The sequence below is a fragment of the Flavihumibacter rivuli genome, from assembly GCF_018595685.2.
In the GTDB taxonomy this organism is placed as follows: domain Bacteria; phylum Bacteroidota; class Bacteroidia; order Chitinophagales; family Chitinophagaceae; genus Flavihumibacter; species Flavihumibacter rivuli.
Window position 1 is genome coordinate 2,594,100 of the sequence record NZ_CP092334.1, and the last position, 26,926, is coordinate 2,621,025.

Annotated in this window: 23 protein-coding genes; 11 read left to right on the forward strand and 12 right to left on the reverse strand. The window is 46.3% G+C overall.

What is annotated here, in order from left to right; translation table 11 throughout:
* The first annotated feature begins 36 nt into the window (after positions 1-36).
* The 7 genes from KJS94_RS11100 to KJS94_RS11130 all read left to right on the forward strand — a co-directional run bounded on the left by KJS94_RS11100 (position 37) and on the right by KJS94_RS11130 (position 7,310).
* Entirely contained in the window at positions 37-879 is an 843-nt protein-coding gene (locus KJS94_RS11100; protein WP_214448697.1) for a hypothetical protein, read from the forward strand.
* 129 nt (positions 880-1,008) lie between these two features.
* Complete coding sequence (locus tag KJS94_RS11105; RefSeq protein WP_214448696.1) at positions 1,009-1,368, forward strand: YrdB family protein; 360 nt, start codon at positions 1,009-1,011, stop codon at positions 1,366-1,368.
* 23 nt (positions 1,369-1,391) lie between these two features.
* Complete coding sequence (locus KJS94_RS11110; protein ID WP_214448695.1) at positions 1,392-2,240, forward strand: GNAT family N-acetyltransferase; 849 nt, start codon at positions 1,392-1,394, stop codon at positions 2,238-2,240.
* Between the two features lie 104 nt (positions 2,241-2,344).
* Complete coding sequence (locus tag KJS94_RS11115; RefSeq protein ID WP_214448694.1) at positions 2,345-3,265, forward strand: alpha/beta fold hydrolase; 921 nt, start codon at positions 2,345-2,347, stop codon at positions 3,263-3,265.
* Positions 3,266-4,140: 875 nt separating this feature from the next.
* Positions 4,141-4,704, forward strand: coding sequence for a Crp/Fnr family transcriptional regulator (locus KJS94_RS11120; protein ID WP_214448693.1), 564 nt, complete (start codon positions 4,141-4,143; stop codon positions 4,702-4,704).
* Positions 4,705-4,800: 96 nt separating this feature from the next.
* Positions 4,801-5,943: an FAD-dependent monooxygenase gene (locus KJS94_RS11125; protein ID WP_214448692.1), complete on the forward strand. Its 1,143-nt coding sequence runs from the start codon at positions 4,801-4,803 to the stop codon at positions 5,941-5,943.
* Positions 5,944-6,581: 638 nt separating this feature from the next.
* Complete coding sequence (locus KJS94_RS11130; protein WP_214448691.1) at positions 6,582-7,310, forward strand: energy transducer TonB; 729 nt, start codon at positions 6,582-6,584, stop codon at positions 7,308-7,310.
* Between the two features lie 119 nt (positions 7,311-7,429).
* On the opposite strand, the gene KJS94_RS11135 is transcribed toward KJS94_RS11130, so the two are convergent.
* Together KJS94_RS11135 and KJS94_RS11140 are read right to left on the reverse strand one after the other, a co-directional pair.
* Positions 7,430-8,359 carry an SMI1/KNR4 family protein gene (locus KJS94_RS11135; protein WP_214448690.1) on the reverse strand — a complete coding sequence of 310 codons (930 nt, stop codon included), beginning with the start codon at positions 8,357-8,359 and terminating at the stop codon, positions 7,430-7,432.
* A gap of 78 nt (positions 8,360-8,437) precedes the next feature.
* Positions 8,438-8,956, reverse strand: a complete 519-nt coding sequence (locus tag KJS94_RS11140) for a nuclear transport factor 2 family protein (RefSeq protein ID WP_214448689.1) — start codon at positions 8,954-8,956, stop codon at positions 8,438-8,440.
* Between the two features lie 221 nt (positions 8,957-9,177).
* On the opposite strand from KJS94_RS11140, the gene KJS94_RS11145 reads away from it, so the two are divergent.
* From KJS94_RS11145 to KJS94_RS11155, 3 genes are read left to right on the forward strand one after another with little or no spacing between them, the layout of a single operon-like run.
* Positions 9,178-10,251: a histidine kinase gene (locus tag KJS94_RS11145; protein WP_214448688.1), complete on the forward strand. Its 1,074-nt coding sequence runs from the start codon at positions 9,178-9,180 to the stop codon at positions 10,249-10,251.
* Positions 10,252-10,254: 3 nt separating this feature from the next.
* Positions 10,255-11,328: a sensor histidine kinase gene (locus KJS94_RS11150; protein WP_214448687.1), complete on the forward strand. Its 1,074-nt coding sequence runs from the start codon at positions 10,255-10,257 to the stop codon at positions 11,326-11,328.
* Positions 11,325-12,077 (forward strand): LytR/AlgR family response regulator transcription factor, encoded by a 753-nt coding sequence (locus KJS94_RS11155; RefSeq protein ID WP_214448686.1) that lies wholly within the window; start codon positions 11,325-11,327, stop codon positions 12,075-12,077. Before KJS94_RS11150 ends, KJS94_RS11155 begins: the two co-directional genes overlap by 4 nt.
* A gap of 74 nt (positions 12,078-12,151) precedes the next feature.
* Here KJS94_RS11155 and KJS94_RS11160 read toward each other — a convergent pair whose 3' ends face one another.
* The 10 genes from KJS94_RS11160 to KJS94_RS11205 form a co-directional block, all read right to left on the reverse strand.
* Positions 12,152-13,285, reverse strand: a complete 1,134-nt coding sequence (locus KJS94_RS11160; protein WP_214448685.1) for a hypothetical protein — start codon at positions 13,283-13,285, stop codon at positions 12,152-12,154.
* A gap of 345 nt (positions 13,286-13,630) precedes the next feature.
* Positions 13,631-16,072 carry an outer membrane beta-barrel protein gene (locus KJS94_RS11165; protein WP_214448684.1) on the reverse strand — a complete coding sequence of 814 codons (2,442 nt, stop codon included), beginning with the start codon at positions 16,070-16,072 and terminating at the stop codon, positions 13,631-13,633.
* 367 nt (positions 16,073-16,439) lie between these two features.
* Positions 16,440-17,111 carry a DUF2625 domain-containing protein gene (locus KJS94_RS11170; protein ID WP_214448683.1) on the reverse strand — a complete coding sequence of 224 codons (672 nt, stop codon included), beginning with the start codon at positions 17,109-17,111 and terminating at the stop codon, positions 16,440-16,442.
* Between the two features lie 326 nt (positions 17,112-17,437).
* Positions 17,438-18,115 (reverse strand): hypothetical protein, encoded by a 678-nt coding sequence (locus KJS94_RS11175; RefSeq protein ID WP_214448682.1) that lies wholly within the window; start codon positions 18,113-18,115, stop codon positions 17,438-17,440.
* Positions 18,116-19,254: 1,139 nt separating this feature from the next.
* A complete protein-coding gene (locus KJS94_RS11180) occupies positions 19,255-19,854 on the reverse strand; it encodes a hypothetical protein (RefSeq protein WP_214448681.1) in 600 nt (199 codons plus the stop codon).
* Positions 19,855-20,037: 183 nt separating this feature from the next.
* Entirely contained in the window at positions 20,038-20,466 is a 429-nt protein-coding gene (locus KJS94_RS11185) for a hypothetical protein (protein WP_214448680.1), read from the reverse strand.
* Between the two features lie 309 nt (positions 20,467-20,775).
* Positions 20,776-21,372, reverse strand: a complete 597-nt coding sequence (locus KJS94_RS11190) for a hypothetical protein (RefSeq protein ID WP_214448679.1) — start codon at positions 21,370-21,372, stop codon at positions 20,776-20,778.
* Positions 21,373-21,630: 258 nt separating this feature from the next.
* Positions 21,631-22,110 (reverse strand): hypothetical protein, encoded by a 480-nt coding sequence (locus KJS94_RS11195; protein ID WP_214448678.1) that lies wholly within the window; start codon positions 22,108-22,110, stop codon positions 21,631-21,633.
* 542 nt (positions 22,111-22,652) lie between these two features.
* Positions 22,653-24,806, reverse strand: coding sequence for an outer membrane protein assembly factor BamB family protein (locus KJS94_RS11200; protein WP_214448677.1), 2,154 nt, complete (start codon positions 24,804-24,806; stop codon positions 22,653-22,655).
* A gap of 123 nt (positions 24,807-24,929) precedes the next feature.
* A complete protein-coding gene (locus tag KJS94_RS11205) occupies positions 24,930-25,763 on the reverse strand; it encodes a CvfB family protein (RefSeq protein WP_214448676.1) in 834 nt (277 codons plus the stop codon).
* 93 nt (positions 25,764-25,856) lie between these two features.
* On the opposite strand from KJS94_RS11205, the gene purU reads away from it, so the two are divergent.
* Positions 25,857-26,696, forward strand: coding sequence for a formyltetrahydrofolate deformylase (gene purU, locus KJS94_RS11210; RefSeq protein WP_214448675.1), 840 nt, complete (start codon positions 25,857-25,859; stop codon positions 26,694-26,696).
* The last annotated feature ends 230 nt before the right edge of the window (positions 26,697-26,926 follow it).

A 26,926-nucleotide genomic window follows, 5' to 3' on the forward strand; every position in this document is an offset into this window, starting at 1 on the left:
AATGGATGTAGGAGCTTAGGAAAAAACAACTATACTATGAAAGGAATGAAAACGATGAAGTACAATGTAATTATCCTTATCTCGATGTTTATCTGTGGATATGTGTCTGCCCAAAACGGGAACACCAAAACGGATAAACTCTACCTGATTACAGGTGAGGTAAAGGAAGGGAAGGTGACCAGTGTGGATGGGGATGCCATCCAGTTCACCTATGCCGGTGAAACCCTGTCCTATACCATCAGGAAGGCCCAGTTGAACAGGATCGAATTTGGCAGTGGCAGGACAGAATACCTGAATGAGAAAAGAAGTATCCCCATACCCATCAGGGAAAAAATGGAGAACCGCGTAGCCATCCTTCCCATGCAATACATCGCTGCATCGGCCACTACCAGTGAAGAAGGCATGCAACTGGTTTTGCAGCAACAGGCATTTGCCTACCTGAACCAAAACACCAGGGAGCTCAAAGTGCAGGACCCCACCGAAACCAATGCCCTCCTCCTCAAAAACGATATCAATGGCAAGAACATCATGAAGTATACCACTGCTGAACTGGCAGCTTTGTTACAGGTGGAATACCTGGTGGTCGGTACCGTTAACCAGGTAAACGGCGATATCAATACCAATAGCCATTCCAACAAGAAGGAGGAAACCAGCATTGGCCCGAAAGGACCTTCCAAGATCGGGGTGAAGGAAGAGACCCAACAGAATGGTTTCTCCACCACTACCCAAAACGTCAACACCATGGTCAACCTGGCTGTGTACAATTATAAAGGCGACAACCTCTTTAACCAGTCCAGGAAATCGATCCTCACTACGCCCACAGCATATAAGAATACATTGCAGTACCTGTTAAAAAGAACACCCATCTATAAACGCTAAATATTTTCATTGATAAGGTTAGCATGAATCCTACCCTGGGGCGCGGTATTGATTACCGCGCCATTTTTGAATACTTTAATTTTATGCAACTTCTCTATTAAAATTACTGTCAACGATTTTTTAACCATCATGAACAACCACCCGATCAATCTAACCCTACGCTTCCTGCTGGAATTGTTTGCCCTTTATAGCATGGGCAGATGGGCCTGGGTAACCCAGGAAGGCATTTCCAAATACCTGTTGGCCATTGGGCTACCCCTGGTAGCAGCGGCGGCCTGGGGGATCTTCAGGGTTCCCAATGATCCGGGTAATGCCATGGTGGCTATTCCTGGCTGGAGCAGGTTGCTGTTGGAAACAGTGTTCTTTGGGCTGGCCATCCTGCTACTATGGAGATCAGGCGCCATAACGCCCGCCAAATACTTCCTGTTCATTACCCTTTTGCACTATATCGTTTCCTACGACCGTATTGCCTGGATCATCAGGCAATAACATGTTCACACTATTCTACAACCATGTTTACCATCCAGACACTAGAAAATTCTACCCTCGCTGAGATCGCCGGTTGTTTCAATGCAGCATTTGCCGATTACCTCGTTCCCATCCATGTTGATGAGGCAAAACTCACCACTAAGTTCCGCCAGGAAAACATACTGCCGGAATGGTCTGCCGGCGTAATCCATAAAGGCCAATTGGTGGGCTTTATCCTGAACGGTTACCGGGTGGTCGATGGAAGGGGTGTACTCTACAATGGTGGCACGGGAGTTATACCGGAATACCGCGGGCAGAAGCTGACCGGGAAAATGTATGCCTTCCTAAAAGAACGAGGAGAAGCAGCAGGGATAAGGCATTTCGTGCTGGAGTTCATCAAGGGAAACGACAGGGCAAGAAAGGTGTATGAGAATATTGGGTTTTCAGTTAGCCGGGAATTCAACCTGTACAAAGGAGGAAGGCCTGAAGAGGCGGTATCCCAGACAACCATTACCATCCAACAAATTAAGCAGGCCAACTGGGCAGCATGGGATAACTGGAGGGAGATGGTACCCTGTTGGTCGGGAGCCAACGAATCGGTTGATGCCCTTGGCGATGAAGCATTTGTAGCAGTTGCCATGGCCGGAACTGAAACCATAGGTTATATCGCGCTCAACCGGCCCACTGCCCGCCTGCTTCAACTTGCAGTAGCACCCGCATTCAGGCGGCAAAAGGTCGCCACCCGATTATTGCAGTTTGCTTTTGATGCCATAAATGCCGACCAGATGCTGGTCCTCAATGTAGACGCCGGAACTGAAAGCCTTAATGCTTTCTTCCATGCAATTGGGTGGCCCGTTGCCCTGCAACAGTTTGAAATGGTAATGCAAGGATGACCATCAGGCCAGGTCCCTGATCATCCCCCGAAATGTGTCATTCGTCGGGAATGAATTGTCGTGGCAGGAAGGATTTCGTCACTTTGCTTCATCAAACCGCAACAATGAAGCAAATCATCCTGTTCCTGACCACCATACTAATCGCCGGCTTTAGCCAAGGCCAGGACAGTAGTTTCAGTTTTCTCACCTCCGACAGCGTTAGCCTGTATGTGAGGATCGCTGGCAAGGGAGCACCCTGTTTATTCGTACATGGTGGCCCCGGTTCTACCAGCAATTATTTTGAAGCAGTAGATGCATCACGCCTGATGGAACAGCACTACCGCATGATCTATTTCGACCAGCGGGGATCGGGAAGATCCGGTTCAGCAAGTAATGGCGATTATTCAACCGGCAGGGTGCTGAAGGACATGGAAGAACTAAGGCAGGCACTGAATATCCGGCAATGGACCGTAATGGGTCACTCCTTTGCCGGCCTGATCGTAACACCTTACGCATACCAATACCCGAAATCCATCAGTGCGCTTATCCTGCTGCATGGCACCCTCGACCTGAAAGCATCCATCAACAGCCATATCAGCAATGGTAAGATGCTCCTTCAACAGGAAAAAAGAAGTTTTTCCATCCCGGATACCCTTCCCATGATGGAGCAATTATCAGCCGTTCACAATAAACTGCATGAAGAAGGCATCTGGTACAAGCTGATGTTCAGGAGCCAGCGTGAAAAGGACATCAATGATTCGGTAACCGCTATCATAGGCAACCCCAACCGTGAATTTTCCAATAAGGTGTGGGGCTACCCTGAATACTGGGAAGACCTGACAGTCATTACCCCCAGGATAGAATGCCCCGTATTGGTGATAACCGGATCCAGGGACTATGCCATTGGCCCGGAACAATACACCCGATTCCTGTTTCCAAGGAAAAAGATCTCCGTTTACCAGGGAGGCCATGCTTCCTACCAGGAAGATCCCAAATGGTTCTTCTACCAGGTAATGGCATTCCGGAAACAATACCCAATGGATTGAACATTGACCATTTAAACCTCTATCCAACATTTCCCAACAACCTTATCCACCTTATCTAAGATTGGTTAATGGACACTGTGTGTAGGTTAAGGCTCGCAGCCATCCCCGGAAGGAGGATGGCTGTTATGTTATGGTGGGGAAGGGATGTGGAAATGTGAAAATGTGGACATGTGAAAATGTGGACATGTGGATCTTGCGCTAACCATTAGGGTGGTATCCCATACTCTTTTATCACCCCATCCGGGGCTACCGAAGGGGCTACCGTGTACCCACAACTATTTATACCCCCATCGGGGTTTCCCGAAGGGGACCCCGATGAACTTCAATACTATTATTCATCAGGGCCCCTTTCAGGAGCTAAGATACACTCCCATCTTTCGATACCATTTCCCTGTTTTGAATGAGAAGCAATCTAGCAATAGTAGCCTATTGCACTGAATAATGGTTGGCGTTTTGAGACCCGGAGGATATCCTTAATTGTAGCATGTCGGAGGATTTTGGTTAGGCACCCCGAGCCCCGTAGGGCGCTCTTTATTTGTATTCAATCACGCTGCTGCCGATACAAATAATCAGCGCCCTACGGGGCTGGATTACATCACCACTGCGTTGCTACAAATAAGCAGCTCCGCTGGGGCTGGGTAGCATCACCAACTCGTTTACACATTCGGCAGACCACGCAGTGGTGTTAAGTAAGTAAAAAGATGTAGGTACACGGTAGCACCCGAAGAGGCCCCCGATGAATTACCATACAAGCACTCCCATTCTACCCCATCGGGGTCTCCCGAAGGGGACCCCGATGAACCTAGTGATTCCCTTTCAAATGCTACCTTTACACATCATTAGCACTAACAAAGAACCTTATCAAACCCGTCCACATGCACATCCTGGACACCTTGAACCAAATTCACTCCCTTTGCCCGCAGTCAAACCAATTGCTCGGAGAACTGGTGCAGGAACAGGAATTACCAAAGGGATATCCGCTACTGCATTTCGGCCAGGTCGACCTGCACCTCCATTATATCGTAAAAGGATCGGGCAGGGTGTACTACCTGCGCGATGGACAGGATATCACCGACTATATCGCCATAGAAGGACAATTCCTTGGAGGGGTGGAAAGCCTTTTTACCAGGAAGCCCTCCCATAAGGCCATGGAGATCACGGAAGACTCCATTGTGCAATCCATTGTGTACGATGCATTCGAAAGGCTTTGCCAGCAACACCTCGACATTGCCCAACTGGGAAGGAAGATCGCTGTATTCGCCTTCCTGGAATGCCAGCGAAGGATCGAGGATATCCGCTTCCTGCCTGCGGCTGAGCGTTACCGTGAGCTGGAGAAAAAATATCCCGGTATCTCCAACCGTATCCCCCTGAAACACCTTGCCAGCTACCTGGGCATCACACAGGTTAGCCTGAGCCGTATCCGCAGCGGACAGCAATAAAAGCAGGACCATTTTACAAATGTTAATTGTGTTTTTAACTTATGTAAAAAGTCAATTGCCGATCCGACCTGAAATTTGCACCCACAAAATGGATCTATGACGGAAACCTATACTATTGTCGGAGGCGGGATAGCTGGTCTATGTGCGGCTATCGCGTTAAGGCGGATCGGGTTAGACCCGTTGGTGGTGGAAGCGGCTCCCGCATTCAAACCTATCGGGGCCGGTCTCACCCTTGCAGCCAACGCCATGCAGGCCCTGCGCCACCTGGGCATTGCCGAACAGGTGAAGGAAAGGGGAAGGATAATGAACGCCTTCACCATCTATGACGAAAAAGGGAAAGTGATCAAACGGGTGAATACCGATCCACATACCTCCCGTTATGGCATCAGCAATTTCAATATCCATCGCGCCGACCTTCACGAAGTGCTTTTCTCTTTCCTGCCCAAAGACAGGGTGCTGACCGGCAAGCGTACGGTTGACCTGCAAGCAACGGATGGAGGATACAGGCTTCAGTTTGAAGATGGCAGCCAATTGGAAACAACTTACCTGATAGTAGCGGAAGGCATCCATTCACCCATCCGGTCGAAGCTGGTACCCGACAGCCACCTGCGTTATGCCGGCTATACCTGTTGGAGGGGAATTGCCGATAATAGTCGTTTACAAGTGAATGAAACATCCGAGACCTGGGGAAGCAATGGACGTTTCGGCATCGTGCCGCTCAATAACCACCAGATCTATTGGTTTGCCACCAAGAACAGCGAGCCGATGAACTTTACCTACCAGCATTATACTATTGAACAGCTGATGGAACATTACCAGGACTACCATGCACCAATCCGCGAAGTGCTATCCTCCACCCCGGCCAATGGTATCATTTGGGATGACCTGTATGATCTTGCTCCGCTGGAGCAATATGCCTTCGGCCATATCCTGCTGATGGGCGATGCAGCGCATGCCACTACCCCCAATATGGGCCAGGGTGCCTGTATGGCCATTGAAGACGCGGTCGTGTTAGGGGAATGCCTGAAGCAACACAACAACGTTGCCCATGCCTTCAACCAGTTTGAAAAGCAACGCAAGGAACGCACCCAATGGGTAGTGAAACAATCACGCAGCATCGGTGCCATGGCACAGGTGGAGAATAAATTGTTGGCCGGCTGCCGGGATATGGTTTTCAGGATGATGCCGGATGGGATGTACAGGAGGCAGCTGGAGAAGGTGTATGAGTTTAAAGTTTGATCCGCCTGCGCTGAAGCTACGGCGGACGAAGACCTACCTTCGCTAAAGCTTCGGCGGACGAAGACCTGACTAGGCTGAAGCTTCGGTGGACGAAGACCTGCCTACGCTAAAGCTTCGGCAGGCGAAGTGTGAAGATGTGACTTTTGCGCAAACCATTGGGGAGTAGTCCTATTCTTATAACCCCAGCGGGGTCTCCCGAAGGGGACCCCGCTGAATTACGATACAAGCACTCGCCATTGCTTAGCATCAGGGTCCCCTTCGGGAGACCCTGCTGAGGTTAACGACAATTAATCATTCTGCGCCATTGATTGAATCGATGTGATTAATTTCTGCGCCGCTGTTGTGTGTTATCACCAACAGCTCAATAACGAAGGCTATTAACCATGCTATTCTATTCTATTCTATTCTATAGAATTCTCTCACCCCAGCGGGGTCTCCCGAAGGGGACCCCGATGAATTACGATACAAGCACTCGCCATTGCTTAGCATCAGGGTCCCCTTCGGGAGACCCTGCTGAGGTAAACCAAACCATCCTTTGCTCTCTTTGCACCGTCTCTGGCCCTTTGCGTTATCTCGTCCTTCCCATCGCAACGAATACAAAGAATCCCTATTTTAGGTAATTCATTAACCAACTAACCATGCGATTACTAACCATCCTGCTGCTTACCCTCTTTTTGCAAACTGCCCATGCCCAGGACACCACCTACCTGGATATAAATGGCGAAAAAGTAATTCCCCCTAAACCCTATCACTGGAAAAAGGTAACCAAACGCTCCGCCTCCAATCCCAAAGAAGCAGAGGTATTCTACTATATCCAGAACGGCGAGTTGGAACGGAAGTTCTTTTATGAGAACCTGGACAGCAATATCCTCGGCGGAAAGTACCTCCAATATTATCCGGGTGGCCAGATCTATATGGAGCAGGACATCCGCCATAACCAAGTGGAAGGCAACTTCATAGTTTACTATAAAAACGGTAAGGTCCGCCGGAGCGAGTCCTACAAAAACGGAAAGATGATCACCGGTACCTGCTACGACAGTACAGGAAAGGAGATCGCCTACTTCCCCCATGAAACCCTCCCCTCCTTCCCCGGCGGCAACAGCGCGTTGGCAGCTTTCCTGGGCCGGGAATTAAAGTACCCCAACAACGCAAGAAGGGCAGGCATAGAAGAAAGGATACTGGTAAGGTTCGAAGTGGACAAAGAAGGCAATATCAAAAATCCCCGGATCTACAAAGGCGTCGATCCCGAGCTCAGCGCCGAAGCCCTGAGGGTCGTAAACAAAATGCCCCAATGGATACCGGGTCAACAGGATGGACAACCGAAGATCGTTACCTACCAGTTACCAGTTGTATTTAAACTGCAGTAAAAATTTATTGGGAATAATTGTATAAATAAACCCCACCGCCTTCGTGCCCCTTCGTGTCTTCGCGCCTTCGTGGCCCAAAAAACATGTCACTCTCTCGCTACCCAACAGGGGATTAGCCATTAACGAAGCTCCTTCAACGCTTCATGGGGGTGCATGCTCCCCTCCCTGAGCTTGCTACCGGGTCGCTGCAGTTCGGCTATCACCTTATCCAACAAGCCATCCAGGCTATTGGCATAGACCACCATGTCCTCCTCATCCCTGCCGAAATTGATGACCTGTCCCTTGACCCCTTCCTTATCAGGGTCAAGGTCTATCCCAATATAACTGCCCCCTCCATCGGAAAACAGCGGCAACCATTTGTGGTGAAAATATTTCATGCGGATGGCATTGGCCGGTGTGGAGCTAAAAGGGATATCCTTGTCGAAATCATAAAAGGAGCGCTGCAGTTCAAAAGAGCCATCGGCATAGACTACAAAATGCAACTCGTCCCAGTTATAGGTTTCCCTTTCCAGGGCATGAAGCGCACCAACCAGATCGAGGATGGGCTCGCCTTTTTTGGAATCAACATTCAGGATCTCCCGTTGGTTGTCGGCCGTCTTTTCGGATCTATAGAGATAAGGTCCACCCCAACTATTTACACCACAGGTAACGGCGAACTTATACCAGCGCTTGCCCAAGCCCAGGAAACCCGGTTTAGGAGCCAGTTTGAACCAGGCATCAGCGATCTGCCTGGCCAAGTCCTCCGAACGGGCAGCATCAGCCACAAAAGGATTTTCGGGCTTGATCATGGAACGACTTATTTCCAGTTCCTGGATAATTTCAGCGGAAGTACAGAACCTATCCTGTAAGAAAAGTCCCGGACCATTATCCTTCTCCCCATTAGCAAAAGCATAGAGCTGTTTCACTGCTTCAGGCAGTGGTTCTCCCAACAGCGCTTCAATGGCCCTGACCTCCATCTCCGTGATCGGGTCATGCAAAACAGACTGGAACTCCTCCGGCTGAATTCCCTGCAGGGAAAGCAGGTGCTGAAACTTGGTTACGATATCCATAAGCAATTACAATAAATATGGCCTTAACGCCTTCGTGTTACTTCGTGGCTTCGAGGCTTCGTGGCCCCAAGCCACACATCACTTCCCCCAAGCCTTCACCAGCGAATCCTCGATTGGCGCTTTCATCGGAATGATGGAATCCAGTATCGTGTTCGGTGCCGTGATGGACAACACATATTGCTGCACCTTCCACTCATTTCCCACCTTCACCATCACCCCTGATCCCCTGCAGATCTTCATCTGGGTAGACAACAATTCATCAAACCAGGCCATATCGGGATGCTTCCCGAAATAGATATTGCGCTTAATGGCCGTAAAACTCCAGGCCTTTCCCTTATCGAAAATGGGTTTGGACCATGCCATGAAAGCCGCCTTATCCCAGTTCTCCGTAGCATCCGTTCCGTTGAAGGTGGCATTATCGGTATAGAAACCAAAATACCGGTCATAATCGGCGCGTGCCGCAGCCACATTGAAAGAGTCCAGAGTAGCGGCAATCAGCGCTTTCTCTATATCCTTATCAAAGGAGGTGGAAGGATCATTTGTTTCCTGGCAACCGAAGGCCGAATACATACAAAGAAGAATCAATAAATATCTCATAAGTCTCAATATAGTCAATTCAGGGGACCCATAAAAAATTCAACAGGCCTATTGATGCAGCAATTCTTAAGGCAAGATTGCACAAGGGAAATAAGCTATTGACCTTCATTAAGATTTAGGAATCTAGTACCACAAAAGAAAAACCAAGACTCATCTTATAAAAACAGGCATTCAGCAAAGTTTGCCCTGGGAAGGATCAACGACCCGATAGTTTTGCGTAAATGGGCAAGCAGTTCAACATAGCCAGGAAGGAATGCCGGCAAGCGAACAAAACTCGCCAATCTGCACCATACTTTCTATGCATAAGCCTGGCCATCCTGTTTGCCATGGCCTTAACCTATACCAACCATGGTGGTATTGATCAATCGGTCATGAGCCTTAATTCCGGAGCAGAAATTGTCCTGACTATGCTCCAGTTGTTCTTTTTGATCAAAACAAATCCATTTATCATTGAAAAAGTAGTCAAAGGAAGCAGAAGCAGTTTGAGTCCTGGTTACCTAATGGTATTGGAAACCACAATAACCATCATTTATAGTTTCCTATCCTTATGGATCTTCAGGATCACCATTAACCACCTGCCTGTCGGGGAGGCCCTCCATGAGCAATTTCGTAGCGGAAGCGGAAGGAACCAGGTTCTTGTAATGCTTTACGCCATCCTTAGCCAATGGATCAAGACATTTGAATCGATCCTTGCTAACCTCAGGAAGCAAAGGATGGAACTATCCTTGCTGCAAACCCATTACACTTCAGCACAGTTTGAAACAGTAAAGAGTGATCTGAATCCAAACTTCCTATACAGTTGCCTCGACGCTTTAAAAAACATTATCAATACTGAAGCCCAAAATGCGGACAAATTCATTACCCGGCTTTCAAAAACCTATCGCTACTTCCTTGATCAAAGATCCAAGCACCGTGTTCCTTTAGCCAACGAAATCCAATTCATGGAAAATTACCTTCACCTTGTCAATGTTCAACATCACCAGGCCATCAAACTATCCATACAAGTCAACAAGTATGGGAATTCGACGCTAATTACCCATACCGGTAAGATCCTGATGGACTATATCCTTGACTCCTGCCATTACTCAACTAAAGAACCACTGTATATCCGGGTAAGCAACAAGGCCAACCAAATCACTATTGCGTATAAATCAACAAAAGGCTACCAGGCATCCACTATGAGTAATGCCCAAATGCAGGAACTGATTACAATCTACAAGAACCAAAACCAGGATATAAGCCTTATCGATCCACAGGATGAGCATCTTCCCAAACAAATTGTAATCCATACCTGACCTATGAATATTGACCATCCAATATATGAAAGGCATAGCCTCCTGAAGACCTATATCGCGACTATCCTGGTCATGAGTATTACGGTAACCATAGCTATTTCCATCCTGAATGATGTATACGCTCAGGCAGGCATACTGGCCATAATAATCCATGCCCTTCTAAACTCCGCTATTACCGCTACATTACTGGCCATTGAATCGGTAATAATCTATATGACCATCAGGCATACCAGGAAACTGTTGCCCCTTTCCTTACCTGACTGGTTTGTAATCCTGGCAGAGATTCTATTAAGCACGGCATTAACACTGATCCTCCTGTGGGGCGTATTTCATTTGTCAATCAATGCTCCCGGCACCCATCCAACTACATCAACAGCTAATATTGGGTTGCGGATATTCCTCACTTATAATCTATCCGGCATGTTGACCCTGTACTTCATCCAATCAGCCATGAATGCTTACGCATCATCTGCAGACCATGAAAGGAAGTTACAGGAATGGGAGTTAGCCTATCATAATGTAAAGCTTCAAGCTCTTCAAAACCAAATAAACCCGCACTTCCTGTTCAACAGTTTCAATGTGCTTAGTACACTGGTAGGGGTGGACAAACCAAAATCCTTATCATTCATTGACCACCTGAAGCAAACCTTCCAATACATTCTTGGGATGCAGGATAAGCAACTGGTTTCCCTCAGTACGGAGCTCAGCTTCCTGAGGAAATATTTCTTCCTGCTACAAATACGATTTGATAAAAAAGTAAAACTATCCATAGCAGCAACCGTCAATTGGGAGGAATGGCAGATCCCTCCCCTTACATTACAGATACTGGTAGAGAACGCTGTCAAGCACAACAGGATGTCTGCAGCTTGCCCCCTGGTCATCGAAATCAAAACCAACGGGAACCGTCTACTGGTGATCAACAATCTTGATAAAAGAGAAACGGAAACTGCATCGGCTGGCATTGGTCTTAACAACATAATCAACAGGTATCAGCTTTTCACTAAGGAGGAGGTATCCATTTACCAGGACGCCAGGATGTTTGAAGTATCAATTCCTTTATTAAAAACAGGGATATGAATGTTCTGATCATAGAAGATGAAAAGTTAAGCGCCCAAAAACTTGGGCATATGTTAACCGCATATGATCATCAGATCAATATCGTGGCGGTCATCCCTTCGGCAAAAAAAGCGATTCAATTCTTATCAACCCAACCGGCACCGGACCTCTTGTTCATGGATGTTGAACTGGAGGATGATAACTGCTTTACCATCTTCCAATCAATATCTATCGATATACCTGTGATCTTTACAACTGCTTACCATTCCTATATGATGCATGCCTTCAAGGTCAATAGCATTGACTACTTATTGAAGCCTATAGATGAGGATGAGTTAATCGCCGCCTTGAATAAATTCAAGAGGACCAGCAAGCCTATAATCGATCTCAGGAAAATTGCAGATAGGTTGGCGGAAAGGGAATCCAAACGATATAGGGATCGCTTCATGGTCAATGCCGGGTCGAGGCTGAAGACAATTGAACAACACCAGGTCAGTTATTTTTACTATCGGGATTATACCACATTCCTGGTCATGAACAACCATCAGCAATACCCGGTGGAATACAGTTTAGACCGGCTATGTACCCAACTCGATCCTGGCCTTTTCTTCCGCATCAACAGGAAGATGATTATATCCCATCAATCCATCGCTACTATACTCGTTTTACCCAAAGGAAGGATAAAGCTCGAACTCATTCCGGCACACAATGAAGAGGTCCTGGTGAGTCTTGACAGGATAACCCCATTCAAAGAATGGCTGGGGAAATAACAAGTGATCGCCGATCATCCATAGGTGGATTGTCCGTTGAAGCAAGCTTTTCAATGATTCCGTCCTAACTGGCCCTACTGTTCCCCTGCTGCATCGACCTGCATCAATTCAAGGAACCTGGGCAAATCAGGGTGATGAAGGATCTTGCATCGGCGAACCAGTTCCAGTGTATAGGCTCTTCCACCGAACCACTCGGGACTGGGCGTATCAGTTTGGGTCAACCTATCCAATGGTGCTAACCAAAGTAAGGCATCTACGACCTGACCAACCGGCGCTTCCACGTATTTGCCGGATTCCAATGGCAACCGCTTACCGTCCTTCTCATAGAATCGGGGAACCTGGAAATCCAGCAGCCGGGAAAAAGGAATGGTATCAATGGCAGGGGTGCGGGTCAGCATGCATTGTGGCTGGGCCCCATTGAATACTTTATTCACCAGGGAATCCTTTTCATTGATCCTTGTCCAAACAACGGCATAGTTCACAGGAATCCGACGTGCCAACAATACTCCTAACTTCTCTTTACTGGAATCAACAGCCTGGAAGTTATACATGATATCCTTCCGGTAAAGGTGAAAGCCGCCATAAATGACAAGGGCTTTCCTTTTCCTTTGTAGCACATGGTTCACGATCAGGTCATAAGGGAACCTATCCCTGGGGGAACTGCTGACCCAGTCCTGGGTTGTATGTACTTTTGTCCAATCGATCGGAGGATCGCCCAACAATACGCGAATACGCCTATTTGCAGGAAGTCCTTTATTCAAGTCCCTTATGCTTTTGAAGAATCCCGCATAAACAGGGTTATCCCATACCAGGACCTGTGTGGTCTCGCGCCAGCAGGCAGCAAGTAAGGTATCGGGCACCAACTTACCGGCAAGATAGTCGTCCATGACAGGCTGGTACCTGGCATTCCCGAACTCCACCACCACATCATTAACGCGCCTGGGAAAATCCCGGTGAGCGATCAGCACCTGCAGGAACTCATGAAAGACTTTACTCTGATGATGGCCCTCATCAATAGCCACGATGTCCCTGTTTTTAAACAGGTCAAGCACCTGGCCTGCTACCGTGTAAAAGCCGGAAGGGGATCCCCCTTCCTGTGGAATACCGGATTGTGCTTTTGCAAAGTGCAATGACAATACCTGCAATAGCAGGGAAAGAACACCTGCAACAATTACTTTTCTTCCAAAGCGAATTCCTTGATGCATCATATGGCAATGTTTGAATGGGTACCCAAAATGAATATGCTGTTATAGGGCTTGCCTGCGTATGTCGAAAGAGCAGGCGAACCAACCATCCTTCCAACCCATGTCCATACACGTGGTTAGCTTTGAAGCACCTATTGAAAGCCCCTTTTCAAATCTCGGGAACAGCGCATTGGAAAGAAAAATTATGCTTGTCAATGCCGAAAAGGGACCTGCAAATGACGGATACCGGACCATGAATGCGAGGAAGAAGGGGTTTGTACCCCATCCGGAAAATTTAAAGTAGCCGCCAACAAAAAGCCCTCCTTGCGGAGGGCCTTCCTTTGTCCAAATCTGCCATAAACTACCCAGCTACTGCAGATCCTTCTTTAACCGGCCTTGTTCTGTATCCATGCCGGTATTTCTATTTCGCGAAGCCTTAACATTAGTATTTCCGAACCTGTAAGCAAAGTTTATCCTGAATACCCTGGTCTCCAGTTTCTGGACCAGTCTGTAATCAAAGCCCGGGTAAACACTGTTGACGTCCTGCCTGATGGTATTGAAAACATCCGCAATTGCAAACTTGAGCGTACCCTTATCCTTCAGGATGGTTTTGGAAAGCCCGATATCCATTGAATAAATTGGGGCTATCATGACCGTACTGTAGACAAGCTTACCCGTGAACTTATTATTGAGTTCTGCTGTAAGCCCTTTTGCCAGGTGAAAACTATTGCTATTATTGACCAGTAGGAAAAACCTTCCGGCATTGAGGTCCTTGCCATTCAGGTTTTCGGATCTTGTTTCCAGGTAAATGGCATTGGCATTGATATTGCTCCTTAGCCATTTTCCAACAGTAATGGGCGCGCTTGCACTTATCCGGAAGATCTGCTGTTTATTCAGGTTGGCATAAGTGGAATAAATGGCCTTGGCACTGGTATCCGGCAGGAGTACTTCAGAGATCATATCCTCCGTAAAGCTGGCCGCGCCCTGCAGGATATACTTTCCTTTCACTACCAGGGTCATTTCAAATTGATGCATGCGTTGGGGATCCAGGAATGGATTACCTACCCGGTAACCATATTGGTCAAGGAAGTAGATAAACGGATTCAGCGATTGATAGTTTGGTCTTTGGATGCGTTTGGAATAGGAGAATCCCAATCGATATTCCTTGTTGATGGCATAAGATAGCTGAAGGAAAGGGAAATAATCCACATAACTACGGTTCACCGTTTTGTTGGTAGTAGGTGATATCCCTTCAGAGTTGGTTTTCTCGACCCTGATTCCCCATTGGTATTGCCATTTCCTGAGATTATAGGAGCCATTCAGGTAACCGGCCCAGACCGTTTCATCGTAGTTGAAGGAATTGGTACGAAGCGGATCATTCTGCCATTCTTCCCCAGCCTTCTTTTCGAAAATCATGGTATTATCAGACAGCACATTGGAAACCTTGAAACCGGCATCGAGTTTCATCCATTTGGGATGAAAGGTATAATCCATCCTGGCCGACCTGATCTCAATGCCTGTATTGTTGGCACTCCTTAGCAATTGGGCAGGCTTCCACAGGGAACCATCCGGAAATGAAAAGGTATTGTTGTAATTAACATCCTCATCACTGGTAAACCTTCCCCAATCCACATCAACATTGATCTCGTGCAGGCCGGAATCAAACTGCTGCTTGTAGTTGACGTTGTAGGTATAGTTGGACAAATTTGACCTGCTTCCCGTACTTGAAGCCAGCAGGGAATCTACTATTACAGAGGTTCCCATTTGGGTAGTTCCGTTTACACATTGATCTTCCCTGTTGAGCGTTCCATTGAACAGGAAGCCAACAACAGCGTTCTTACCAATGGACCAATCGACCCCTGCCCTTAGCGAATGGTTAAGGTTATTGTTCTTTTCAAAATTGGCTTGCCTAAAATCGGTTATCGTTCCATTGGACTCAGCCTTACGGGAGATATCGAGCTCCTTGAAAGATTCATTGTGCTGAAGGTTGTAGCTTCCAAAAATGTTCAAGGCCCTGGTCCGGTAATTCAACTGCCATCCGGCATTAGCCTTGCTGTATTGACCCATTCCGCCGCCCAGGGTGACCATACCATTCGCACCATATCCCTTCATTCGTTTTGTCCGGATATTGATCACCCCACCGTTACCAGCTGCATCATACTTTGCAGAAGGGGAGGATACCAGCTCAATGGACCTTACCTCATCCCCTTGCATGGATTTAAGCATGGCATGAAGATCCGCATTACTTAAGTAGGTAGGTTTACCATCGATCAAAACCTGGACACCAGATTTACCATTCAAATTGATGTTGCCGTCCTTGTCGACAATAACCCCTGGGGACTTTTCCAAAAGCTCCAGGACAGTAGAGCCGGCTGCGCTGATACCAGCCTCCACGTTTACCACCGTCATCCCCATTTTATACTCAACCAGGGGCTTTTTGGCAGTCACGGCCACTGCTTGCAAAACATCACTTGACTGCCTAAGGGTGAGCCTACCAAGGGATATTGACAATTGACCATCCTTAAGGGAATAGGGCCCAACCGTAAGCGGGCTATGGCCAACAGCGGAAATCCGGATGAGGAATTGGCCAGGTGCGGACGACAGGTTAACCATAAAGGAGCCATCGGAGCCGGATACGGTTGAAACAAGCACACCATTATCCTTTTCCCTGGTGACAACTACCGTGGCGGCACTGATCGCATTGCCGGCAGAATCCGTGACCATGCCGGAAACACTCCTGTTTTGCTGCGCCGATACCTGATCGGCAACACAAAAGACCAGCAACTGAAACAGCAAAAAAAATCCCTTCATTGTTTTGCACTTAAGATTAAGGGTGCAAAAAGAAGGGATTATCATATTCAGGGCAAAGCAGTCCTGTTGAATGACGGAAAAGTATAGACGAATACCCTAAAGCTATCAAGTAGAAAATCCTTAAACTACGCAAGAATGGAATGTTATACAGTAATCAGGGCATTCCATGCTCAGGTCAAAAAGGGTCATTAACTGTGGTAATAAATACAGCTTTGTAGTATTTTTTGCCCCAAACCTATACTCATCCTTCGCTCATCCTATACTCATCGTATACTCATCCTATACTTAATGGATAAGTTAAACTTATCAAGTAAGGCACCCTGCGGGTGAATAAACCAGCAACAATAAAATCATGTAAACAATCCGTTTAATGCCCCAATTGTTTTCGCATATCCAGGTTGAATTGAAACTGTTCTTCAACCGGCACCACCTTACGGACCGATTTGGTGATATCCTTACCCTCTTTGGTCCACAAAAAGGGATAGAAACTAAAGACACTGTCACCATTTAACAGGCGAAGGTCTTCCTTCCATTGGGGCCATCGGAGCCCCCTATAGAACTCATCCAGGTTCCCATTAAAGCAAAAATCCAAAAACTCGGTATAGGTCAGGTCCAGTGGCTCATAGTTCAGGTTATCAGGCGAAAAATAATAGATCTTCCCAGGATCATTGCCTAAACCTCCACCATTCAATAGAAAAAAGCCACCAATAGCATCATCGGCGATCAATAAAAATGGAGGCGGCTCACCGTACTCCTTGAAAGCCTTACCCCGGTTCCAATCCGGCAGGCATCTTGGGAGTTTCGGATGCCCCGACCCTAGTATCCTGATCCAGCCGCTATCGATCAAGATGCCACCCGTCCTAAAGACGATTGTCCCCATTGGGGACCTGGTGGTTACCTGGGCATTAAATAATGCGGTTCGGGCGTTAGCAGGATTGGCAGGAAGCACTTCAATGTAATTACTGGCCGAATCGATCCATTGATTCACAATCGGCCAAGCGGGTTCAAGGGTATCGATCAGGAGATCTAGTGATCGCATTTTTCCTTGTGAAAAAGCATTAAAGGAGATTAGATACAATATGAATAGAAGGATAAATTTGATCAATTTTCGCATAAGGAATGAAACTATCAATTCTTTGCTACCCTACACTCATTAATAAAAAATAATGCCATTGAAACTTTGGCAGATTTAAGCTTAAATGGCACCTATTAACCTTTTACAATAATATTCTATGATAATAGAATGATTTACAGAAAGCAATCGCTTTTCTTAATAACCATTATCAATATAATTTCAATGGGAATCACTTACCTATCAGCAGACTGATAAGAAATGAAAAATTCTCCACAGAAAATATGGTTCAATTACTCCATCCACAAAAGGAAATAAATAATCCGGTACTTCTTTAACTCGGATTGGCTTTGGGATCCCTGAAATAGGGGAGAAAATCCTTCGTTTAGCAATGCGTCATTCTCAGTAGCAAAGGAATTGGTAATATGTTCCAAGCGCAGTTTAAGAGCTGATGGAATAGAATCATAAATACCATCTACTAGCATTGAATATTTCATCATTTCAGCATTGGGAGTCTTTGGATTCAATTGCAAATGGATATCATTAAGCAGCATGGCATAGACATCTGGATAAAACTTAAAGGTTTGAAAGGAAAGCAGCGAGGATACATAAGCCTTCGGCTGTACATATTTCTGATTTTTATCCATATCAACCAGACAGGTCGAAATTTTGCGATCCAATACCGAGTCATAGATTACCCTAAGCGACCGTAAAGCATTCTGGAGTTCAGCGGTAAGAATCAGGTCCTTCCTGATGGTGCGATACTTTGGCAGCAATTCTGTCTTTAAACCAGTGATATAGTTTACTTTGATATTTATATCAGTGCTCCAGACAGAATCCGTTATGCACTTTTTATATTCTTCTATTGTAAGCTTTGCGCTGTCACAAGAGTTTGGCTGGAAACTTTGCCCGTAAGCTTCAGTATAAAATAAACCGAAAAGAAACGGAATACTAATCAACGAAGATCTCATAAGGTTGTAGGTATTACTTAAATACAAAAACTACTCAGAACTAATCCAAAATAGAGTAAATGATACTATGGTAGAAGGATATCTCATCCTAATAGCAGCCAAAATCCATTTACTTCCCGTTCGATAGGCTACTATTTGATTACCAGCCTATATCAGGTTTATTATAATTATTGTCGTTGAAATTGAGAACCAATACTGCCTGTTGAACCTCTTGCTGGAAATGCTTCGTCTAGATGCAAACTGCCAAAGATCTAATTACCAATTTACACTGACACCAAACCACTGTCACCTTCTTTTATGTGTCACAGGAAAGGAAGGTCAAAATAATAGCATTTAGGGTTATTAGGATCTATGTACAAGTCAATTCCTTTCCGTTTATCAATGTACATTTTTACAGCTTCCGGATTCTGTGACGTTGCCTGGCTAACGAATTTGTAGGTCTTACCTCCGTATTGCCTAAATAGAACAATGTAAGTCTGCTGAATTTCATCCGATTTGTAATTACGATTACTTTCATAGAGAGCATCAAGCATTTCAATACGGGAAGGAAGATCATCGCTTATGACTTCCTCTTGGAAGCTTCTACTCTTTACTTCGGAATTGTCCAATGTAACTTTAATCCTGTCACCTGTACGTTTAAGTCGTTCAATCTCTGCCAATCGGTCACTGCTGCTGTCGTTCCGATGAATACTAAGCCCTTGAAGTTTGGTTTTAGCAAAGAAATACCCCCCCTACAATCAGGATGAAAATACTCAATACAAACCAAAGTTCTTTACCCGGAATAGCCGTCCCTTTGTAGTTCAAGAAGAAAAAGAAGCCCAGAAGGCCAACACTTATTAAACTATATCCTAAAAGCTTGTTCATTGAAATGGAATATACCAGTTTACTTATTGGTGACGGTAATTCATTTTAAAAGATCAACCCATCAACTGCACAAATGTCCAATGGAATTACAAATTTCAAATACTTAATGTCTGCCCAATAATTGTCAATATGATGTTGGTGCCAGATTTCTGTTTGCCCTGTTCTTGTAACGTACTATCACTTGCTTAACTTCCGGTAAGGAACATAGCATTTCTAAAAAGCTCGGTTTTTAACTCCTATACGCAACTTTTATACATGACTTTTGCAGTATGTCACTAATTTCTATTGATATCAAGAATTTCTCCTTTACTAAACATTTCCTTTAATTCAATCTTTGAAAATCCATATACATCGCTCGAATACTCTTTCAATCGCACATCTTTCAAGCCTTTTAATCTGTTTACTTCATAGGTACTTGCTTGAATAAACACAGAATCACCCTTCACCTGGTCCACTCTATAAAGGGTGTAATTATTATTCCTTGTCTTAACTTCAAAAATGTCACCAACCTGGGGTGACAAAATAAGCTTGGCATTCCTTTCGTCTTTCTTTTTGTCACTTACAACACTGGTCATAATTAGAACTGCCACTACAGCCAAACCAGAAAACATCCAAATTGGTGCCTTGGTTTGAGCTTTTAAATTGTCATAAGAAGCCTTCAAAGATGCTGGCATTTCTTTTACCTTCAAAACTTGCTTACAATGGTCGCATTGGCTGAGTCCTATCTTACCCATTGGGAAAAATGGTATCCAAAAAATGTGGGCATATTTCTGAAATACGTGCATGTCAATGCAGTTCTGAGTCCCACAATTTTGGCATTTGTCAGTTAATACCTCCTTTGCAAGTTCTGTGCTTCTAGTTCCGTAAATAATCATATTGTCTTATTTTTTGGTGAAGGATTTAGATTGCGAAATGGCATACTAGGTTCCGAGTCATTAATGCAATAGAGTAAATAGTCTACCACTAACATAAATGATAATATCAGCGACCTATTAATTCAAATGATTGGATTAATCACTTGAAGCCACAATCGTACAAAACCAGTATTATCGGCTCATTTAACTAAATTTGGATAGTTCAATCCGTTTTTCAAATGCTTTTATTTCATTGATCTGTTCATCCGTCAACTGTTTTAAAGTCAGTGTTGACGTAATGTGATTGTATTGCAAGCCTATAAGTTGAATTTGAACTTCCTTCCTTCTTTGATCCCAGTAAATAAACTTTACCGGGGTTAAACTTTCAACAGCAGATCCTAACTTATGGATCCAATTTTTACCCGAGATAACAACTGGTTTAAGGTAAGTCACCATAAGTAAATTTTGTTTCCGGATTACAAGGATAAAGTCTTCAAAAATGAATATCTCAGCCGTGTTGGTAATTGAGGGATAATGTTTGTTCCCGTTAGAAACCAAATACTCTATCCGAACATCTCTGAAGTAAAGAAACAATTTGTTCCCTGCGGATGTAGCTTTGTCTACTACATTCATTATGTTCTTTTTGTTAGTTCCTGTCACCCGAAGGATCAAAATATACAACACAACAAAGAAGCATGAAGAAGCTATTAAAAATATTGCCATAGAGCTTGTTGGCTGTATTTAGCAAAAAAGCTAACGTGAAAAAGGCTAGCTGCTTTGGCGGCACCAATTGAAAGTCCATCACCAAATCGTTGCCCGGATTTATTTTACTGTTGAAGATAAGAACTGATACATAGCGTGGTTTGTCACGCCTAAACTGCTACCGAATAGCAAGCTCTTGATAAATTGTTTTGGGTCACCCTACCAAAGCAGCAATCCCTGTTAATATCTCCAACTATTAATTATCCCAAATTCCTTCCAAGTATTGTCACTTTGCAATTGATAAAGAATAATTCCACCGCCCCCACCAAGGTAGCTATGTCCATTATCCCATTGAATTATTGCAAATGTTTTTGAATTATCAAACACTGGTCTTGAAAAGTAATACAAGTCTCTGTCATTAGTTTCTGTTGAATTGAATTTGTTAATTAGTTTAGCATAATACTTTATTTGCTTATTGTCTGCCAACTCAAGTTTCTTTAAAGCATACTTCTTTGAAACGCTTTCGCTTCTCTCATTGACAAGCAAAACATCCGGCAATTCTTTATCAGTCCAAAGGGTGATATCCGCAAATTTGGAATTATGGATAATTTGCGAAAACATAACTGTGTCAAGAATTTGATTTGATCGTTCTTTTATATTTTCGAAATACCACCACATCTCTTTTAGTTCAAGACTATTGATTTTTATCGGTTTTGAATGAACAAATAAACAACCGTGTCCGTTTAAAGCAGTATCAAGGAGGTTTTGATATTGCTTTATTTGTCCAAAAGAAGTTGAATAGAATAAAAATAGTAAAGCAATAAGTGAAAGTCTCATACACTATTTTAACAGAGATGCAAATTTGTCCAACTTTGCATTTTAGGGAGTGTCAAGTTTATATGCCCCCCCAACGTTGACGTATTTGCGATGGCATGGCATTAAAAACCCGTCTGCCGGATCAAATGTTAAATTGAAAAACTGAAATTGAAGATAGTAACTAATGACCAACAGTGTAATGTATGCCGAAATTAATGCTGAAAAATGATTGACAACCGAAAGTTCCAATGTCTAGCCATGCTATTGCAAATGCACTTGCTAGCGGCGGTTATTTTGTTTCATGAAGTCAGCCAAAAACTTCAAGCCGTCGTCATAAAGTGAAAAGTTTGTTTTGTCAATATATCTGTTCGCTTTTTTTTCTTTTTGTGTTATCGTCCAAATAATTTTGCTTTCGGCATATATTTCTTCCTTGTGATAAATACTTTTCATGTTTTCTCTTCCGTCTTGCAATTCTACTGTCGCAAAAATTAGTTTGTTGTTTCTGAAATAGTAGGTCTTGTATATGTTAATGTCAAGGTTGTCATGATATTCTATTCTTAAAGCTGTGTCGCCTTTTATGTTTGACAGTGTATAAACTCCAAAGCCGCCAACTACGATATCGTCTCTCTTGATTATGCCGTCTGCTATAGAAGTCATAAAGCCGAAGTTTTGCGGATGTGGAAGTTTGTCAAGAGAGTCAAGCTGCTTTGCATAAAACTTTGTTTCTAATACAATTGATGTGTCAACCTGCGCAAACAAAAAATTGTGAGAACAGATTGTCAAAATTGTCGCTGATATGACGTTTAGGAAGTGTCGCATTATAATCGCCGCTAACGCGTTAATAATTGATATCATCAATACTCTAAAAAAATTTTCGAACCTCCTGGTATTCAATAGAACTGGTATATCCTATCCAAATATTACCTTATTTGTTCCCATTTCTACTAAATGCTATGTGCCCGGTTCTACCCATAGCTTCGCCTCCTCAGTCACATGGACCAAGTGGCAGAATTTGGTCAACAATATATAAAGGGATTGATGGGTTTGCAAGTGGGGTGGGGAAATAGAAAGGTAGGGTAAATGGTAGTGTTCATCGGGTACTCAATTTTGGCATACGATGAATTTTACTCTTACTATTCATCAGGGTCTCCTGCGGGAGACCCTGATGGGGTTCGGAAGACATTGTTCATCGGGCATTCTATCAGAAGCATCCGATGAGTTTCATTCCTGCTATTCATCAGGGTCCCCTTCGGGAGACCCTGCTGGGGGGGGTAGAATATTTTCCTATTTCAATCTTTCGATCACTCTCCGAGGGCGAAGGCTACATAGCTGTCGCCGGAGGGGGTTTTGAGTTTGCCGCCGCCGCAGGCGATGACGAGGTATTGCTTGCCGCCGGCCTCGTAGATGGAGGGGGTGGCGAAGCCTGGCGCGGGCAGGTCGGCTTCCCAGAGCAGCTTGCCGCTTTGCTTATGGAAGGCGCGGATCTTGCTGTCCTTTGCAGCCGCTATGAAGACCAGTCCACCGGCTGTTACGACCGGACCGCCATAGTTCTCCGTGCCCGTTGCCGGGATGCCCTTCGCCTTCAACTCCGGGTACTCACCCAGCGGCTGCTTCCAGGCGATCTTGCCCGTATTCAGATCGATGGCATTGAGCGTTCCCCAGGGCGGTGCCACCGCAGGATACCCCTCCTTTGTCAGGAACTTGATATAACCGGTCGCGCGGTAAGGCACATCATAGTAGGGATCCAATGCCTGGCGGGGTCCCTTGTATGCTTCCTGTTGCTTCTTTTTCAGGTCCAGCACATAGGCTGCGATCGCCTGCTTCTCTTCCTGCTTCAACTGGCTGAAGGCCGGCATCATGCGCCTGCCCGTATGGATCAGCTGCACCAGGGTATTGGTATCATATTTTAGTCTCGCTGCTAACAGTGATGGATAGTTGCCGCCACCTTCCATCTTTGGTCCATGGCAGCTCAGGCAGTTGGAGGCATAGAGGCGCTTCCCGGCCTGGCCAATGCTCTCCACCCCTATCACGTCTTCCCAGCTTTTCTCGATCATGGTCAGCACCCAGGGCATCTCATTGGCATTCACATAAAGCCAGCCCGACTGCGGATCATAGGCCGGTCCACCCCACTCCGCCCCGCCATCAAAGCCGGGGAAGATCACCGTGCCCTGCGGGGAAGGCGGATGGAACATATTGCCCGACAAATAACCCGATAATTGCTTCCTGATCTCCTGGTAAGAAGAATCCGGCACCAGGGTATTGAGATCCTTCTCCGTCAATTGCTGTCGTACAAATGGCTCCGGAAAGGTTGGGACGGGCTGCGTGGGTGATAAACGCTCACCCTTCAGCAGGCTCTCTTTCGGAACGGCTACTTCATTGATGGGATAGATGGGCTGCCCTGTCTCGCGGTCGAGCAGGAAGATGAACCCATGCTTAGTAGGCTGCGCTACCGCATCGATCGCCTTTCCATCCTTCTTCACCGTCACCAGCGCCGGCGGTGTAGGCAGGTCGCGGTCCCACACATCATGGTGCACCACCTGGTAATGCCAGCGGCGCTTGCCGGTATTGGCATCTAAGGCCAGCACACAATTCGCAAAGAGGTTATTGCCGAGTCGCTTGCCGCCATAAAAATCATATGCCGCCGAACCCGTGCCGGCAAACACGATGCCCCTTTCCTCGTCCAGGCTGAAACCGGACCAGGCATTGGCACCGCCGATATGTTCCCAGGCCTTGGGATCATCCCAGGATTCGAAACCGTATTCCCCGGGCTGGGAGATGGTATGGAAGATCCAGCGCAACTTACCCGTATGCACATCATAAGCGCGGATATGTCCCGGGGCCGAGGCCGGCTCTTCTGCAACCCGCGTGCCCACAATGATCATGTCCTTGTACACGATACCGGGAGAAGTAGCTGCCACGTAAAGGTCCTTCGCCCTTGGGCCAAGGTCATTGTGCAGGTCAATATAGCCGCCGTCCCCGAAATCGCGGATGGGCTTGCCGGTCTTAGCATCTATACAGAAGAGGCGGGAGCCCGCGCCATAGAATAATCGATTATCGTTTGTCCCTCCCTGGTAGATGGCCAGTCCCCTGCAGACGTTCATGCTGAAATACCAGGCCCCCTTCGCTTCGATAAGCGTATCGGTAGCGGGATCGAAGCGCCAGATCTCCTTGCCGCTCGCAGCTTCCAGGGCAAAGAGCTTGAGCTTGGGCGATACACCGTAGAGGATGCCATCGATGATGAGGGGGTTCACCTGGATCTGCGTGGTGCTATCAGCATCGCCGGTATGGTAGGTCCAGGCGGGTTGCAGTTTGGTGACGTTGGTAGTGTCAATCTGGGTGAGTGGGGAATAACGGGTATTGGCCTTGGAACCGCCGTACACGGACCAGTTGGGATCGGGTTGGGTGGTGCAGGAAAGACAATAGGCCGCCAGCAAGGCCAGGAGGGTATACCGCATCGAAAGGGGGCTTTTGATACTAATATACTGAATTGGCCACGAAGGCGCGAAGGTACTAAGGCTTCACTAAGGTTCTAACGCCTTCGTGCCACTTCGTTTCTTTTAGCCTTTGAGGCAAAAAACCTATTCTTCCATCAACTTGATCCCCGTTTGGGTCAATTCGATCTTGCGTTCCTTATACAATTTTCCCACGGTCATTTTGAAGGTCTTCTTGCTCATGCCGAAGAAGTCATAGATCTCCTCCGGATCGGATTTATCATGGTAAGGCAGGTAGCCATCATTCTCGCGCAGCAGGCGCAGGATCTTCTCCGATTCGCCTTCCACGCGCTGGTAGCCCTTCTCGCCCAGGGCCACATCGATCTTGTTCTCCTCGCGGATGGCCTTGATGAATCCCTTCACCTTATCCCCCACCGAGAGGTTGCGGTAAATATCATTGAAGTGCAGCACACCCGTATGGCGGTTGTTGATGATCACCACATAACCGATATCGGTCCGGCGGTACACCAGCAGGTCCACCGCATCATGCTCTTTCACCGTGAGCTCATCATTGCTTAGGAAGGGCTCGATCTTTTCCGTAGCCGCCACCCTGCCGGTCTGTTCATCGATATAGATCTTCACGATATAGTTCGCACCCTCGCGCATGCCCATCAGCTGCTTCGACTTGGGCACGAAGATATCCTTCATCAATCCCCAGTCGAGGAAGGCACCTTGTTTGGTAACGGTCACGGCACGCAGGGAAACGATATCCCCCACTACACCTTTCGGTTGTTGGGTAGTGGCGATCAGCCGGTCCTCGGAATCATGGTACACGAATACCCTCAACTCATCGCCCACCTTCGCATCCTGCGGGACAAAACGTTTGGGCAGCAGGATGCCTTCGCCACCGTCATCGAGGTAGAGACCGAAAGCGACTGCGCGCATCACCTTGAGCGTATTGTATTCGCCAACTTTTACCATGGTATTCTATTTGGGTCTGCAATGATTGCGGTGGAAAAGTACAAAGGATAGGGCATTCGGCACAAAAAACCACCCAATGGCTATATTTACCCTATGGAAAAGCATCATGTGATCAGGATCAAATGCCGCGACAGGAAAGGGTTGATCGCTGGCATTACGGGCGTACTCTACCAGCACGACCATAACATTATGGTGATGAAGGAATATGTGGAAGACGAGACCGGCACCTTCTTCGCGCGACTGGAAATAGCCGGGGAACTGAATGAGACCAGGCTGCAGCAGGGCTTGCAGGCCGTGTTGCCGGAGGATTCCATCATCAGCATCATCCCGAGGCGGAAGAAGAATATTGTGATCCTGGTGACCAAAGAGCACCATTGCCTGAGCGACCTGCTGGTAAGGCATCATTTCAACGAACTGCATGCGAATATCCAGGCGGTGATCGGAAACTACGACCTGCTGGGAGATTTCTGTTCGAAGTTCGCCATCCCCTTCCACCATATTTCGCATGAGGGTAGCAGTAAGGAAGCCTTTGAGCAGGCGATTCTGGAACAGCTGCAGGCTTACCAACCCGATTACCTGGTGCTGGCCAAGTTCATGCGGATCCTATCACCGGAATTTGTGCAGGCCTATAATGAGCGGATCATCAATATCCATCACTCCTTCCTTCCAGCTTTTATTGGGGCGAACCCGTATAAGAAAGCGTTTGAACGCGGGGTGAAGCTGATCGGGGCCACGGCGCATATCGTGAACAACGACCTGGATGAGGGGCCGATCATCACCCAGCAGATCATCCCTGTGAAGCATGATGATGGGTTGAGGGATATGGTGGAAGCGGGACATGAAGTGGAAAAAGCGGTATTGGCGGAAGCACTGAAAATGGTCTTGGAGGACCGGGTGTTTGTGTCGGGGAATAAGACGATAGTATTTGCGTAAGGTTTTTTGCCACGAAGGCTCGAAGGCACGAAGAGGCACGAAGGCGTTAATAATTATCGTCTTAGTGTGTACTTAGTGCCTTCGAGCCTTTGTGGCCTGTGGCCTTTGGCCTTTTTGCCCCCTCTTCATGATAACTTCCTTCACATCGATGCAGTTCATAGCCCATTTCAATCAATTCAGACACAAAACACTGGTCTTGCAGGCCGATAGGTGAGAGATTTGTTCCCCGA

Bases quoted from the DNA above. Each gene is read 5' to 3' on its own strand.
- KJS94_RS11145 (WP_214448688.1), top strand. From the start codon at position 9,178: ATGGGCAAGCAGTTCAACATAGCCAGGAAGGAATGCCGGCAAGCGAAC.
- KJS94_RS11165 (WP_214448684.1), bottom strand. From the start codon at position 16,072: ATGAAGGGATTTTTTTTGCTGTTTCAGTTGCTGGTCTTTTGTGTTGCC.
- KJS94_RS11175 (WP_214448682.1), bottom strand. From the start codon at position 18,115: ATGAGATCTTCGTTGATTAGTATTCCGTTTCTTTTCGGTTTATTTTAT.
- KJS94_RS11205 (WP_214448676.1), bottom strand. From the start codon at position 25,763: ATGGTAAAAGTTGGCGAATACAATACGCTCAAGGTGATGCGCGCAGTC.
- KJS94_RS11200 (WP_214448677.1), bottom strand. From the start codon at position 24,806: ATGCGGTATACCCTCCTGGCCTTGCTGGCGGCCTATTGTCTTTCCTGC.
- KJS94_RS11140 (WP_214448689.1), bottom strand. From the start codon at position 8,956: ATGAGATATTTATTGATTCTTCTTTGTATGTATTCGGCCTTCGGTTGC.
- KJS94_RS11185 (WP_214448680.1), bottom strand. From the start codon at position 20,466: ATGAATGTAGTAGACAAAGCTACATCCGCAGGGAACAAATTGTTTCTT.
- KJS94_RS11100 (WP_214448697.1), top strand. From the start codon at position 37: ATGAAAGGAATGAAAACGATGAAGTACAATGTAATTATCCTTATCTCG.
- KJS94_RS11130 (WP_214448691.1), top strand. From the start codon at position 6,582: ATGCGATTACTAACCATCCTGCTGCTTACCCTCTTTTTGCAAACTGCC.
- KJS94_RS11105 (WP_214448696.1), top strand. From the start codon at position 1,009: ATGAACAACCACCCGATCAATCTAACCCTACGCTTCCTGCTGGAATTG.
- KJS94_RS11160 (WP_214448685.1), bottom strand. From the start codon at position 13,285: ATGATGCATCAAGGAATTCGCTTTGGAAGAAAAGTAATTGTTGCAGGT.
- purU (WP_214448675.1), top strand. From the start codon at position 25,857: ATGGAAAAGCATCATGTGATCAGGATCAAATGCCGCGACAGGAAAGGG.
- KJS94_RS11150 (WP_214448687.1), top strand. From the start codon at position 10,255: ATGAATATTGACCATCCAATATATGAAAGGCATAGCCTCCTGAAGACC.
- KJS94_RS11125 (WP_214448692.1), top strand. From the start codon at position 4,801: ATGACGGAAACCTATACTATTGTCGGAGGCGGGATAGCTGGTCTATGT.
- KJS94_RS11180 (WP_214448681.1), bottom strand. From the start codon at position 19,854: ATGATTATTTACGGAACTAGAAGCACAGAACTTGCAAAGGAGGTATTA.
- KJS94_RS11120 (WP_214448693.1), top strand. From the start codon at position 4,141: ATGCACATCCTGGACACCTTGAACCAAATTCACTCCCTTTGCCCGCAG.
- KJS94_RS11115 (WP_214448694.1), top strand. From the start codon at position 2,345: ATGAAGCAAATCATCCTGTTCCTGACCACCATACTAATCGCCGGCTTT.
- KJS94_RS11170 (WP_214448683.1), bottom strand. From the start codon at position 17,111: ATGCGATCACTAGATCTCCTGATCGATACCCTTGAACCCGCTTGGCCG.
- KJS94_RS11110 (WP_214448695.1), top strand. From the start codon at position 1,392: ATGTTTACCATCCAGACACTAGAAAATTCTACCCTCGCTGAGATCGCC.
- KJS94_RS11135 (WP_214448690.1), bottom strand. From the start codon at position 8,359: ATGGATATCGTAACCAAGTTTCAGCACCTGCTTTCCCTGCAGGGAATT.
- KJS94_RS11190 (WP_214448679.1), bottom strand. From the start codon at position 21,372: ATGAGACTTTCACTTATTGCTTTACTATTTTTATTCTATTCAACTTCT.
- KJS94_RS11155 (WP_214448686.1), top strand. From the start codon at position 11,325: ATGAATGTTCTGATCATAGAAGATGAAAAGTTAAGCGCCCAAAAACTT.